Below are 14,315 nucleotides of genomic sequence, written 5' to 3' on the forward strand. Positions count from 1 at the left end.
TACTTGAAATGAAAAACAACTGGATCGCCATCGACTGGGGCACGACTAATTTCCGGGCATTTTTGATGCAGGAAAGTGTACAAGTTGCCCAAATCAATCAAGCCTGCGGGTTGTTGTCCATTGAACAAGGGCAATTTGCCAGCACGCTGCAAAACTTACTGCAACCGTGGCTTGAGCAGCATGGAGCATTGCCCGTCGTGATGGCGGGGATGGTCGGCTCACAGCAAGGCTGGCGGGAAGTACCCTACGCTCCGCTGCCTTGCGACATCGACAATTTAATCACTCGGACACTGGCTTTCACGACACCATGGGGCAGTCCAGCGTGGATTGTGCCTGGCGTACAGGGGATGAGCCAATACCACCAGCCCGACGTCATGCGTGGCGAAGAAGTCCAATTACTGGGGCTCGCCGCATTACATCCTGCAAATGAACATCTGGTCTTGCTGCCAGGCACTCACAGCAAACACGCGACGATCGTGAACGGGGAAATCACCGCCTTCTCAACATTTATGAGCGGTGAACTCTTCTCGCTTTTAAGCCAGCACTCAATCCTTGGGCGCGCACTACCAGAACAGAAAGAAAGTGAAGAGGCTTTCTTGCTTGGCGTGGCAACAGCCCTGCGTGATGCGCCATTCAGTCACCTGATCTTTTCAGCGCGAACACTCCGTCTGGCCTTAGAAATCCAGGAATCCCACGTTCACAGCTATCTCTCAGGCCTGGTGATTGGCTATGAACTTAAAGCACTTCCCGCAGGCCAACACGCCTGGGTTGTGGGCAACCCGGCGCTGATAGCTCGATATCAACTTGCAGCAAACCAGATGGATCTCAATCTGCTATCGGCTGATGGCGACGCCTGCTTCGTGACGGGCCTCAGTCACCTCTTTACTCGACTACAAGGAATGCAAAAATGAGCCCGGAACAATTTATTGCCCGCTGGCAACAAGAGCCTCTACCGTTGATTGCCATTTTGCGCGGTATAACGCCCGAGCACGCTGTTGAAGCCGCAGAAATTCTGTTGGAGTGCGGTTTCCATTACCTGGAAGTCCCCCTTAATAGCCCATCTGCACTGAAATCTATTCACCTGATGAGAGACACCGTAGGCAACCGTGGCTATGTGGGTGCGGGCACGGTGTTAAATGTGGAACAAGTTGATAGCGTTGCTGAATGCGGCGGGCAATTGATCATCTCCCCAAACTGTAATCCCGATGTGATTCGCCATTCGGTGAAACGCGGCTTGATAAGTCTCCCTGGCGTCATGACACCCAGCGAGGCTTTTAGCGCCATAGATGCCGGGGCGAGCGCGCTGAAATTATTCCCGGCCGAGCATATCACCCCAGTAATAACCAAAGCGTTCCGCGCAGTCGTCCCACGTGAAGTGGCCTGTTTACCCGTCGGTGGTATCCAACCGGATGCCGCGCAAATGCGTAGCTATATTCAGGCAGGAGCCGATGGTTTTGGCCTGGGTGGCGGGTTGTATCAGGCAGGTATGAGCATGGCTGTATTACGTGAACGGGCGCAGGCATATCAGCAAGCCTGGCTTGAGCAATAGAACATTAGATTCCCTACACAATAAAAAACCTCTTACCCTGAATTTTCTGGAGACAGAACAATGAGCAAAACTCTGGACAACAAACCCACAGCTTCGACAGCGGAGTCAAAGGTTTATAGCAAGATAACGCGACGCCTAATCCCGTTTTTGATCTTATGTTATTTCTTCGCCTATCTGGACCGCGTTAACGTCGGGTTCGCTAAACTACACATGCAAGATGCACTGAACTTCAGTGACACCGTGTATGGGTTGGGTGCGGGCATCTTCTTTATCGGTTATTTCCTGTTTGAGATGCCGAGCAACTTGCTGATGCAGCGTTTCGGGCCGCGTTTCTGGATTGCCCGCATTATGGCAACCTGGGCGGTGCTTTCGGCTGGCATGATGTTTGTCACCACCCCGACACAGTTTTACATAGTGCGTTTTTTACTCGGTGTGGCAGAGGCCGGCTTCTTCCCTGGAATCGTGTTCTATCTCACGCTGTGGTTCCCGTCGTGGCGCTCTGCTCGCACGCTCGGTCTGTTTATTCTGGTTACGCCGCTTTCGACCATTATCGGCAGCCCGCTTTCGGGCTTGATCCTAAAGATGTTTGAAGGAGTTGGCCACCTGCACAACTGGCAGTGGCTATTCCTGGTTGAAGCAATTCCCTCTTTCCTGCTCGCTTTTGTGGTGCTGCGTTATCTCGATAACGATGTGAAGTCAGCGAAGTGGCTGAGCGATGCCGAAAAACAGGTCGTCATTAACGATCTGGCAAAAGATGCCGCCAATCGTGCACGTGCCAACCAAGGCAAAGTGGATAGCAGCGTGAAAGGAATGTTGAAAAACGGCTACGTCTGGCTGCTGGCGGTGGTGTTCTTTAGCTTCAACATCGGTTACTACGGCATCAACTTCTGGCTACCGTCGATCATCAAATCCTCAGGCGTCAGCGACGATTTCCATATCGGCCTGCTCGCGGCACTGCCATATGTCTTCGGTGCCTGTTTTATGGTGTGGAACAGTCGCCATTCTGACCTGAAACAAGAACGTCGTTGGCACATCGCTATTCCCGCCATGATTGGCTGCGTGGGCCTGGCATTGAGTGCGTATTGCAGCGGATCCACCTTCTGGATGATGGCGTGGATTTGCGTGGCGATGTCCGGCACCCTGGCATTGATTCCAACCTACATCAGCCTGCCTGGCGCCCTGCTTTCCGGCACGGCCGCAGCCGCAGGTATCGCCTTCGTCAACTCCATCGGCAACCTGGCAGGTTTCTTTGGCCCGACAGTATTGGGCTGGCTGAAAGACACCACCGGGCGCACCGACACGGGCTTATATATCCTCGCGGCCTTCTTGCTGCTGTGTGCGCCACTCATTCTCGCCCTGCCAGCACGGCTGGCGAATCCGAAGAAAGTTATCGCTGTACCCGAACAGAGCGGTGAGCAGCTTGATGCTGCCCAACATATTAACGCGACTATTAATCGCAACGTTTAGAAGAGATAGAAACTATGAGTGGATGTGGCGGTGGCGGATGTGCCAGTTGTGGCACGCATTTCAACCCGATCCTCGAAGGTGACGATGGCGCACTGAAACGTGCGCTGTACAAATCCATGGGTCATACCGATGAACAACTGCGTAAGCCTGTAATCGCAGTAGTGAACAGCTACACCAATGCGACGGCGGGACATGCAAACCTGAATGAACTGACCGCCAAAGTGCTCGAAGGCATTGATGAAGCCGGTGGTGTCGGAATGGTGTTTGGCACTATCGCCCCTTGCGACGGGATAGCTGAAGGGCATCTGGGGATGCGTTACATCCTCGCTGCCCGTGAAGTGATCACCGCGTCGATTGAAGTGATGATGCGCGCCCACCGTTTTGACGGCATGGTGCTACTCGGCTCGTGCGACAAAATCGTTCCGGCGATGCTAATGGCCGCTGCACGCCTGGATATCCCAGCGATTATGGTTAACGGCGGCCCAATGTACCCGGCTGAATATAAAGGTAAACACTGGGACGGCAATATCGTCACCGAAGCCATTGGCTGGAAAATGCGCGGTGAAATCAGCGAAGAAGAGTTCGCCCACATTGAAAATATAGCCGAACCCGGCCCTGGCTCCTGCACCATGTATGGCACCGCGAACACCATGTGCTGTATCGGAGAAGTGCTGGGAATGAGTTTACCGGGTAGCAGTACGCTGCCTGCTATCTCAAAAGAGCGCCGCGAATGTGCTGTGGAAACCGGTCGTCAGGCCGTCAAACTGGTATTGGATGGCGTTAATGCACGCCAGATCATTACCGCTGAATCCATCCGCAATGCGATGATTTATTTGCTGGCTACGGGTGGTTCGACCAACGCAATTCTGCATTTACAGGCAATCTATTATGAAGCAGAGCTGGGCCATTTGCCGCTGTCTGCTTTTGATGAGTTAAGCCATCAGGTGCCATTGGTTGCCTCGCTTTATCCGGCCTCTGAACACGACATGATCGACTTCTGGGAAGCCGGTGGTGTGCAAGCGGTCGAATATGAAATCAGCAAATTGATGGATCTGAATGCGCTGACCGTGGCTGGAAAAACCAAAGCTGAGTTGCTGACCGAAGCAACCCGGAGTTGCCGCCCGGAAGTCATCCATACCTTAGCCATTCCCGTGCGTAATGAGGCCGGTGTTGCTGTGCTGCACGGCAATCTGTCGCCACTAGGATGCGTGGTGAAACCTGCTGCCGTACCGGAAAACCTGATGGTGTTCCGTGGCCCTGCGGTGGTGTTTAACAGTGAGCAGGAATCTGTGGAAGCCATCATGTCCGGCCAAATCCAGCCGGGTAGCGTGCTGGTGCTGCGTTATGAAGGGCCAAAAGGCGGGCCGGGAATGCCAGAGATGTACAAGCCCATGAAATCGCTTGAAGGTATGGGGCTTTCTGATACTTGTGCGTTGATTACTGACGGGCGTTTCTCAGGCTCCAACCGTGGTCTGTTCGTCGGCCATATTTCACCGGAAGCGGTGGATGGCGGCGAATTGGGTCTGGTAGAAGATGGCGATGAAATCTCTATAAATATCCCAACCCGCACGCTGACATTGCACGTTTCAGAAACCGAACTGGCAACCCGTCGCGAGCACTGGAAACCGGTAGATAAAGAAGTGCCACGCGGCTTCCTGCGTTTGTATCGCCGTTGGGCACTGCCAGCCGCACAGGGTGCCGTGCTGGCTGACCGGGAGGAAGACTGATGACTCAGCGCTATAGCGCGACGAATATCGTCGGGGTAAATCCGATTGTTGCGATGCCTTTTACCTCTAGCGGCGAAATTGATGAAGTGAGTTTTGTGCGCCTGTTGGAGCATCTCGCGACGACTGGCGTGCAAGGCACCACGCTTTTTGGTATCGCCAGCGAGTTTCCCAAACTGGAAGACAGCGAGCGTAACCGGCTTGCACAAATGTTTGTCAGCACACTGGCAGGTAGCCCGCTTTATCGGGCGATGTCGGTGACCGATCACAGCACGGAAGTGGCCGTGAAACGCGCCCGATACTGCGCCTCTCTGGGTGTGGATGCGCTGATGCTGCTGCCACCGTTTTTCCTCAGCCCTAATCCACAAGCGATTCAGGCACATATTTTTGCCGTGCTGGAAGCGGTGGATATTCCGGTGATGGTGCAGTACGCGCCGGGTGAAACCGGGTTGCCGATTACGCCTGAACAACTAGCAGCAGTCGCAGACCGCTACCCGCATGCGGTATTCAAAATCGAGTGTAATCCACCAGTGGATTATACAAGGGAGTTTCTCGTTAAAGCCCCACAGGCCAGCGTACTCAATGGATATGCCGGTTTGTACATGTTGCAAATGCTGACAGCAGGCGGAAAAGGCGTGATGCCGGGTTGTTCTTTTGCTGAAGTGTATGTGCGGATTTATCAGCACTGGCAGCGGGGCGAAACAGCACAGGCAGAGGCACTGCATCAGGCGCTGTTACCCTATATCCAACGCTGGATGACGCATTGCGAATACATCATTCAGGTTGAGAAAACGATTTTGATGAAGCGTGGGATTATCGCAACGGACTATTGCCGCAAGCCTGGCTGGCAACTGTCCAGTGAAGACTATCAGATAATTGATCGCTTCCTGACTGACTTCCAACTGTGAGGAGTGACGCTTGATCAAAAAAGGGGAGCATGAGCTCCCCTTTTGAATTTGGTGTTTGCGATGGATAACGATTACTCGACTTCTTTCACATCCATACGCAGTTCACGCGGCACTTCAAAAATGATGTTTTCTTCGCGCCCGACAAGCTCACGGGTTTCGCTGCCGCCTAACTCACGCAGGCGAGCCAGAACGTTTTGCACCAGAATATCTGGCGCAGAAGCCCCTGCCGTAACGCCAACACAAACCGCATCTTTAACCCAGGATTCCTGGATATCGGTCGCATCGTCAATCAGATATGCGGCCTTGCCCATACGTTGTGCAAGCTCTGCCAGACGGTTGGAGTTGGACGAGTTTTTCGAGCCAACCACCAACACCACATCCGCTTCATCAGCCAGCGCACGCACAGCTTCCTGACGGTTGGTAGTGGCGTAGCAAATATCGTCTTTACGCGGGCCAATGATTTTCGGGAAGCGTTTACGCAGCGCGTCAATCACATCAGAAGTGTCATCCACAGATAGCGTGGTCTGGGTCATAAACGAAAGTTTGGCTTCGTTTTTCACATCCAGCTTGCTGACATCTTCAGGTGATTCAACCAGATACATACCACCTTTTGGGTTGCTGTACTGGCCCATGGTGCCTTCCACTTCCGGGTGACCAGCATGGCCAATCAGAATGGATTCTTCACCACGGCGGCTGGCGCGAGCCACTTCCATATGCACTTTGGTCACCAGCGGGCAGGTCGCATCGAATACCGTTAAATCACGGCCTTTGGCTTCGTTACGCACCGCCTGGGAAACACCATGTGCGGAGAAAATCAGGATTGCGCCATCAGGCACTTCACTGATTTGCTCGATGAAAATCGCCCCACGTTCGCGCAGGCTGTCAACCACGTAGCGGTTATGCACCACTTCGTGACGGACATAAATTGGCGCGCCGTAAATGGCCAGCGCGTTTTCAACAATGCTGATAGCGCGGTCTACCCCGGCACAAAAGCCGCGAGGGTTAGCCAACAGGATCTGCATTCAACGCCTCCAGTACCGGGTCAATTTCCAGTACTTCGATATCAAAATGAATGGTTTGCCCGGCGAGTGGGTGGTTAAAGTCAACGGTGATGGAATCACCATTAACCTCACGCACAACACCTGGCATCTCGCTGCCATCCATTGCAGTAAACAGCATAATCGCCCCTGGCACCGGCTCACCCGCATCAATAAATTCACGACGTGAGAAATACTGAATCATGTCCGGGCTTGGAATACCAAACGCCGACTCAGGTGCCAGTGAGAAGGCTTTTTTGTCCCCTGCTTTCAGGCCGACAAGCTGGTCTTCCATGCCCGGTGACAGTGTTTCGTCACCCAGCGTGAAGAGTGCCGGTTTGCCGTTATTACGGGTCGACTCGGCTGTGGAACCATCTTCGAGTTTCAGCGTGAAATGCACAAAAACTCTGCTATTGGCCTGGATAGACTCAGCCATGGGTTACCCTTTTTGCTTTGCGGGCTTGTCGGAGGAGACAAAGAACCCCTCCAGGACAATCAGCGCCGCACCGATACAGATTGCCGTATCAGCTAAGTTAAACGTGGCGAAGTGCCAGTCGCCGACATAGAAATCAATCATGTCGACCACAAAACCGTGCCATAACCGGTCAAACAAGTTACCGAGTGCACCGCCAATGATTAAAGCATAGGCGATATTATGCAGCTTCTGGCTTGCTTTGGCGCGATACATCAACACCGCCAGAATCACACAGATACCGATGGCGATACCCGCGAAGAACCAGCGCTGCCAGCCGCCTTTATCCGCAAGGAAACTAAACGCGGCACCGTAATTGCGGGCATAGTGCAGATTCAGCGACGGGAACAGCGATACGGTGTCCCCCAGCATGAAATGCTGGAGGATCAGGTATTTGCTGCCCAGATCGATAATCAGTACCACGACCACCAGCCACAGCCAGCTCAGTCCGGTCGAACAAATCGATTTACTCATCAGGCAAATTTACGCTTTTCGCCGTCACCGGCTACGTTGGTGACACAGCGGCCGCAGATTTCTGCGTGTTCCGCAACCAGACCGACGTCGGTAGTGTAATGCCAGCAACGCGGGCATTTTTCACCGTCGGCTTTACGCAGGGCAACTTTCAATCCTTTCAGGATTTCGCTTTGCTGTGCGTCATCAGTTGCCTGCGAATAATCGGCAACTTCAGCACCTGAGGTCAACAGGACAAATCGCAATTCCTCGCCCAGGCTGTTGAGCTTCGCCGCCAGTTCGCTGTCGGCATACAGGGTAACTGCTGCTTCCAGAGAGCCGCCCACACGCTTATCAGCACGCGCTTGTTCGATAACTTTGTTCACTTCGCCACGCACAGTTAAAAGCGTGTCCCAGTATTCATTGTTCATCGTTTCGCTGTCAGCCAGGCCGAACAGACCTTCGTACCACTCGCCGGTGAAGACGTATTTCTCACGATTGCCTGGCAGGAACGCCCAGATTTCGTCAGAGGTGAAGGACATGATTGGTGCCATCCAGCGAACCAGCGCTTCTGCAATGTGGAACAGTGCAGTCTGGCAGCTACGACGCGCTATGCTGTCAGGCTTCGCGGTGTACTGGCGGTCTTTGATAATGTCGAGATAGAACGAGCCCATTTCGATGGAGCAGAAACGCATCAGGCGTTGCACCACTTCGTGGAAATCGTAGTTTTCGTAAGCCGCGAGGATATCGGTTTGTGCATCCTGCGCACAGCTGACAGCCCAGCGATCCAGAACAACCATCTCTTCCGGTTTCACCATATCGGTTTCTGGATTGAAGCCGTTAAGGTTCGCCAACAGGAAACGAGCGGTGTTACGGATACGACGATAAGAATCAGCAGCGCGTTTCAGGATCTCATCGGACACCGCAATTTCACCGGTGTAATCCGTTGATGCCACCCACAGACGCAGAATATCCGCGCCCAGTTTGTTCATCACGTCCTGCGGAGAAACGGTGTTACCGATGGATTTGGACATTTTGCGGCCCTGACCATCAACGGTGAAGCCGTGAGTCAGTACCTGGCGGTAAGGCGCTTTGCCTTTCATCGCCGTCGAAATCATCAGTGAAGACATGAACCAGCCGCGGTGCTGATCCGAACCTTCCAGATACATATCTGCTGCATGGCCGTTGAATTCAGGGCGTACATCAACAACAGATGAATGCGTTGAACCGGAGTCGAACCACACGTCCAGGGTGTCTGGCACTTTGGTGTAGTTGTCAGCGTCGTCACCCAGAATGTCGCGCGGGTCGAGATCCCACCACGCCTGGATGCCATCTTGCTCAACACGCTTAGCAACTTCTTCCATCAATTCCAGAGTACGCGGATGCAGCTCTTCAGTGTCTTTGTGTACAAACATCGACATTGGCACGCCCCAGGTACGCTGGCGGGAAATACACCAGTCAGGGCGGTTAGCAACCATAGATTCAATACGCGCCTGGCCCCAGTCCGGGATCCACTGCACGCCTTTGATCTCTTTGAGTGACTGCGCGCGCAGGCCTTTTTGATCCATGCTGATGAACCATTGAGGTGTTGCACGGAAGATGATTGGTGTTTTGTGACGCCAGCAGTGCGGATAGCTGTGCAGCAGTTTCTCAACGTGCAGCAGAACGCCTTTATCACGCAGGATGTTAACGATCAGGTCGTTCGCTTTGAACACCTGTACGCCATCCAGACCTTCATAAGTACCTGGCAGGTAGCAACCGTCCGGGCCAACCGGGTTAGCGATTTCCAGATTGTATTTCTGGCTGATCACGTAGTCGTCAGGGCCGTGGCCGCCAGCGGTATGCACTGCACCAGTACCTGCTTCCAGCGTAACGTGCTCGCCAAGAATCGCCGGCACATCGAAATCTAAGAACGGGTGCTTGTAGCGAGTCAGTTCCAGATCGGCGCCTTTAGCGGTGCCCAGAACAGTCCATTCGGTGATAGCCGCGCTCTTCATTACGCTTTCGAGCAAATCTTTAGCAACGATTAACGCCTGGCCATCAACCTGCACCAGTGCATATTCGAATTCTGCATTCAGAGAAACCGCACGGTTAGCTGGCAGAGTCCACGGAGTGGTGGTCCAGATAACCATAGAAACCGGGCCATCAACTTGAGTTGCGCCAAATTTCGCTTTTACCGCGTCAGCATCAACAGCCTGGAAGCTAACGAAGATAGATGGAGAGGTTTTGTCGTAGTACTCAACTTCCGCTTCAGCCAGAGCTGAACGGCAGTCAACGCACCAGTGCACAGGTTTAGCCCCTTTATGCAGATGGCCGTTACCGACGATTTTACCCAGCGCACGGATAATGTTCGCTTCGGTTTTGAAATCCATAGTCAGGTACGGACGTGACCAGTCGCCCAACACACCCAGACGGATGAAGTCGGCACGCTGCCCGTCTACCTGCTCTGCCGCGTATTTACGGCATGCAGCGCGGAATTCAGCCGCAGAAACTTTCTCACCTGGCTTGCCGATCAGCTGTTCTACTTTCAGTTCGATTGGCAGACCGTGGCAGTCCCAACCTGGAACATACGGAGAGTCAAAACCGGAAAGACCTTTGGACTTCACGATAATGTCTTTCAGAATCTTGTTAACTGAGTGACCAATGTGAATGCTGCCGTTCGCGTATGGAGGGCCATCATGCAGAATGAAGGATTTTTTGCCTTTCTTTGCATTACGGATGATGCCGTACAGGTCATCATCATTCCAGCGAGCCAGCATGCCCGGTTCGCGTTTGGCGAGGTCGCCACGCATCGGGAACCCTGTTTCCGGTAAATTCAGGGTAGATTTAAAGTCACTCATTAGATTCTCGGTTCCGTAGTTAGCTTGCTCAGGTATTGGGCCCAAAAAATTCGCGGGCGGTTACCACATCTTTGGCGATTTGCGCTTTCAGTTCATCAAGCGAAGCAAACCGTTGTTCATTTCGTATTTTTTTACGTAGCACCACATCAATATGGTGCCCATATAAGTCCATTGCAACGTCCAGCAAATGGACTTCCAGCTGTTGGCGCAGGCCCGCCACCGTTGGCCGTGTACCAATATTGGCAACACCCGGCAGCAGTTTATCGCCAAGGCCTGCGACTTCTACTGCAAACACCCCTTTCACCGGGGAAACCTGACGACGCAGCGGTAAATTCGCCGTGGGGAAACCAATGGTTCTTCCCAGTTCATCACCATGGACGACACGCCCGGAGATAATAAACGGATGACCCAATAGACTTTCGGCAAGCGTTAAGTCGTCATCAGCCAGTGCCTGGCGAACAGCCGTGCTACTGATTCGCACGCCACCTTCGCAGAAAGTTTGCGTACTGGTAACGTCAAAACCATATTCGAGGCCAGCCTTCTGTAATAACAAGAAATCCCCCTGGCGACCAGCACCAAAGCGGAAATCATCACCGACCGCGAGGAATTTTACCCCGAGGCGGTCTACCAACAGATCGCTGACAAAACTTTGTGCTGTGAGTGCCGCAAAGCGGCGATCAAACCGCACGCATAGTACATAGTCCACACCACACTCAGCCAGATAACGCAGCTTCTCGCGCAGGCGTGTGAGACGCGCTGGGGCTTTATCACCCGCGAACAGCTCAAGCGGTTGCGGTTCAAAGATCATGACCATCACCGGAAGATTTCGCGCACGCCCTTGTGCACACAACCCTTTTAAAAGGGACTTGTGGCCTCGATGCACGCCATCAAAATTACCAATGGTGAGGACACACCCGTGGTGGTTCTGGCGTAAATTATGTATGCCGCGTATCAGCTTCATGGCTGGCTCAAAACAGTGGAAATCGGCGGATTATATCAATTACCACGGTGAAGGTTAACCGGCGATTGTACCCTTTGGCATAAAGCATCAAGGATTTCATCGAACTGGCGCCTGGTTTCTACATGGATGCACATCACTGGACGATTTTTGTTGCTTAAAGCTGTATTCATGACCGTTATGCTGGTAGAATCCGCGCCATCACAACGTAAGAGGCTCCGGAAATTTAACGGCGCTTATTTGCACAAATCCATTGACAAAAGAAGGCTAAGAGGGCATATTCCTCGGCCTTTGAATTGTCTACATAGATCATATTTGGGAGTTGGACCTTGGCTAATATCAAATCAGCTAAGAAACGTGCTGTACAGTCTGAAAAGGCTCGTAAGCACAACGCAAGCCGTCGCTCTATGATGCGTACTTTCATCAAGAAAGTATACGCAGCGATTGAAACTGGCGACAAAGCTGCTGCACAGAAAGCATTTAACGAAATGCAACCAATCGTGGATCGTCAGGCTAGCAAAGGTCTGATCCACAAAAACAAAGCTGCGCGTCATAAGGCTAACCTTGTAGCGCACATCAACAAACTGGCTTAATCGCCAACTTGTTGTTAGCTTGAAAAAAAACCGGCTTATGCCGGTTTTTTTATATCTGAAATTTGAGTCCTGATTTAAATCTCTTTAAACAAAGCCGAGTAATCCCGATTGCACACACGCTGCACCGCCGGGTGTTGAATCATTCGTTCAGCAAATATGGCGTGATACTCTTCCATAACATTCTCGATTCGCCCAATCTCAACAATATTCTCGTCGTTATAGATATCCTGCCCGTATAGGGTCGGCGCGACAAAAATCGCATTGTGTGCCGCACCAAAGGCTTTCATCAGCGCCGCATCATCAAACTCACCGAGAATTTCAACCTTCAATCCTTGAGTGTTAATCCAGTTCAAAATCTTACGCCCTAACATCGACCGGCGGCCTGGAATCAATAAGCGTCGGGTTTCTAGACAGGCAGGGAAAGGCAAATCTGGCACCGGATTTTGGCTCCAGAAACTAATGCCACATTCGCCAATTTTCACCGAGAACAACCCTTCCTGCTGAGTTGAATCAATCGGGCAGTCAGAGATGATCATATCCAGTTTGTGTTGGCTCAATTGCTCAAGCAGCATTTCGTGAGTCGATTCAAAGCAGCGTAGGTGGATTTGCTCGTCTTCAACGACAGCCGCATCAAGCACGCCGCTCACCAGGCGTTTTGATAGCGCATCCGCAATACCGACATCAAACAACAGGCTGGACTCTTTGCGGTAGTTCACGATATCCAGCATTTCCTGGCTTAAGGTAAACATACGGTCTGCATAGCGGAAAACAAGCTGGCCTAATTCAGAAGGCACCAGACCACGCCCCTGGCGGCGGAACAGTTTACCTTGCAGGCGCTCTTCCAACGCTTTGATCTGGCCGGTTATGGTTTGTGGCGTTAAATACAGCGCTTCAGCAGCACCTACCACTGACCCTTCCTTGCAGACATGCCAGAAGTAATAGAGATGGTTGTAATTTATGTGTGACATATGTTTTTCACTCCCTGATAAACAATCCATTAGCTAACGGCTCCCGAGGAGCCGTTAGTATATAAATTAATGATGCTGTAATTGCGAGCTGAAGCGGCTTCTCAACATGCAGTAACCGACGACGGCTGAGAACAGTGATCCTAATAGAATACCCAGTTTGGCCCAGGTAATCAGCGCCGGGTCTGCACCGTCAAATGCCAGCGATGCAATGAAGATAGACATTGTGAAGCCAATCCCGCACAGCACACCGACCGCCATGATCTCCTTGCAGGTCGTCCCTTCAGGCAACGTTGCCAGTTTCAGCTTCAGTGCTGCCCAGCAGAACAGGCTAATACCCAGTGGCTTGCCGATAAACAGACCCGCCATAATCCCCATCGGTAACAATGAGGTTAACCCGGCAAAAGTCACACCGCTTAATGAAACGCCCGCATTGGCAAAAGCAAACAACGGCAGAATCAAAAATGCAACCCAAGGATGCAGCACATGCTCCAGTTCTTTAGCTGGAGAGCGCCCATCTTTTTCTTTCAGTGGGATAAGGAAACCAATAATTACCCCAGCAAGCGTTGCATGAACGCCCGATTTCAATACTGCGGTCCACAACACCACGCCAACCAAAATATACAAACCAGTACGGCGCACATTGCAGATATTCAGTAATGCCAGTACAGCAATAGCACCAGCAGCAACAGCCAGCGAAAGGATGGAGAGATCGCTGGTGTAGAACAGAGCGATAATTACGATCGCGCCCAAATCATCAATAATGGCCAAAGCCATCAGGAACACTTTAAGTGCGACCGGTACACGATTGCCCAGCAATGCCAGAATACCCAGTGCGAAAGCGATATCGGTTGCCGCCGGAATCGCCCAACCTTCACGGGTAATCGGGTCCTGGAAGTTGAACAGCAAATAGATTGCTGCAGGGACGACCATACCGCCCAATGCCGCAATAACCGGGAACGATGCCTGGCGCATGCTGGCAAGTGAGCCACTTACCATTTCGCGTTTTACTTCAAGGCCAATCATCAGGAAGAAGATTGCCATCAATGCATCGTTGACCCACAACAGTAGATTTTTACTGATATCCAGCGAACCAATACGCACCTCTACCGGCGTATTTAAAAACGACTGGTACAGGTCACTGGTGGAGCTCAAGTTGGCAAGAACCATTGCCAACACAGCGGCAAGGATTAAAAAGATGCCGCTGGAGGCATCATTATTGAAAAAGTATTTTAGTTTTTTTGTCATCTTTTCATCCCGGTTTTCAAACTGCCTTAAATCATTTAGGGCATTAATATGTATTAAGCATAGCGCGCCTAACACATCGATAAAAGTAGATTATATTGCATTCA

At 52.0% G+C, this 14,315-nt stretch carries 13 protein-coding genes; 6 read left to right on the plus strand and 7 right to left on the minus strand.

The window, feature by feature from the left end; all coding sequences use genetic code 11:
* The first annotated feature begins 8 nt into the window (after positions 1-8).
* From M977_RS07815 to M977_RS07835, 5 genes are read left to right on the plus strand one after another with little or no spacing between them, the layout of a single operon-like run.
* A complete protein-coding gene (locus M977_RS07815) occupies positions 9-911 on the plus strand; it encodes a 2-dehydro-3-deoxygalactonokinase (protein ID WP_064513784.1) in 903 nt (300 codons plus the stop codon).
* Positions 908-1,549 (plus strand): 2-dehydro-3-deoxy-6-phosphogalactonate aldolase, encoded by a 642-nt coding sequence (locus M977_RS07820; RefSeq protein WP_064513787.1) that lies wholly within the window; start codon positions 908-910, stop codon positions 1,547-1,549. Before M977_RS07815 ends, M977_RS07820 begins: the two co-directional genes overlap by 4 nt.
* 60 nt (positions 1,550-1,609) lie before the next feature.
* Entirely contained in the window at positions 1,610-3,016 is a 1,407-nt protein-coding gene (locus M977_RS07825) for an MFS transporter (protein ID WP_064513789.1), read from the plus strand.
* A gap of 14 nt (positions 3,017-3,030) precedes the next feature.
* Entirely contained in the window at positions 3,031-4,743 is a 1,713-nt protein-coding gene (gene ilvD / locus M977_RS07830) for a dihydroxy-acid dehydratase (protein WP_064513792.1), read from the plus strand.
* Positions 4,743-5,648, plus strand: a complete 906-nt coding sequence (locus M977_RS07835) for a dihydrodipicolinate synthase family protein (RefSeq protein ID WP_064513793.1) — start codon at positions 4,743-4,745, stop codon at positions 5,646-5,648. Before ilvD ends, M977_RS07835 begins: the two co-directional genes overlap by 1 nt.
* A 71-nt stretch (positions 5,649-5,719) precedes the next feature.
* Here M977_RS07835 and ispH read toward each other — a convergent pair whose 3' ends face one another.
* Genes ispH through ribF form a run of 5 tightly spaced genes read right to left on the minus strand, consistent with a single transcriptional unit; the run spans position 5,720 to position 11,408 of the window.
* Positions 5,720-6,670: a 4-hydroxy-3-methylbut-2-enyl diphosphate reductase gene (gene ispH / locus M977_RS07840; RefSeq protein WP_034459385.1), complete on the minus strand. Its 951-nt coding sequence runs from the start codon at positions 6,668-6,670 to the stop codon at positions 5,720-5,722.
* On the minus strand, positions 6,651-7,121 hold the full coding sequence (fkpB, locus tag M977_RS07845) for an FKBP-type peptidyl-prolyl cis-trans isomerase (protein ID WP_064513795.1): 471 nt from the start codon (positions 7,119-7,121) through the stop codon (positions 6,651-6,653). The genes ispH and fkpB overlap by 20 nt, the downstream gene beginning before the upstream one ends.
* Positions 7,122-7,124: 3 nt before the next feature.
* Positions 7,125-7,631 (minus strand): signal peptidase II, encoded by a 507-nt coding sequence (gene lspA, locus M977_RS07850; RefSeq protein WP_064513797.1) that lies wholly within the window; start codon positions 7,629-7,631, stop codon positions 7,125-7,127.
* Positions 7,631-10,447: an isoleucine--tRNA ligase gene (ileS, locus tag M977_RS07855; RefSeq protein ID WP_064513799.1), complete on the minus strand. Its 2,817-nt coding sequence runs from the start codon at positions 10,445-10,447 to the stop codon at positions 7,631-7,633. Before ileS ends, lspA begins: the two co-directional genes overlap by 1 nt.
* A gap of 28 nt (positions 10,448-10,475) precedes the next feature.
* The gene (ribF, locus tag M977_RS07860; protein WP_064513801.1) at positions 10,476-11,408 is read right to left on the minus strand and encodes a bifunctional riboflavin kinase/FAD synthetase; all 933 of its coding nucleotides are present in this window, start codon (positions 11,406-11,408) and stop codon (positions 10,476-10,478) included.
* Between the two features lie 326 nt (positions 11,409-11,734).
* Between ribF and rpsT the strand changes: the two genes are divergently transcribed.
* A complete protein-coding gene (gene rpsT, locus M977_RS07865) occupies positions 11,735-11,998 on the plus strand; it encodes a 30S ribosomal protein S20 (protein ID WP_064513803.1) in 264 nt (87 codons plus the stop codon).
* Between the two features lie 74 nt (positions 11,999-12,072).
* On the opposite strand, the gene nhaR is transcribed toward rpsT, so the two are convergent.
* Complete coding sequence (gene nhaR, locus M977_RS07870; RefSeq protein ID WP_064513805.1) at positions 12,073-12,966, minus strand: transcriptional activator NhaR; 894 nt, start codon at positions 12,964-12,966, stop codon at positions 12,073-12,075.
* Between the two features lie 66 nt (positions 12,967-13,032).
* Positions 13,033-14,211, minus strand: a complete 1,179-nt coding sequence (gene nhaA, locus M977_RS07875) for a Na+/H+ antiporter NhaA (protein WP_064513807.1) — start codon at positions 14,209-14,211, stop codon at positions 13,033-13,035.
* Positions 14,212-14,315 lie beyond the last annotated feature (104 nt).

Origin of the sequence: Buttiauxella gaviniae ATCC 51604, assembly GCF_001654835.1 — a bacterium.
GTDB classification, from domain to species: Bacteria; Pseudomonadota; Gammaproteobacteria; order Enterobacterales; family Enterobacteriaceae; genus Buttiauxella; species Buttiauxella gaviniae.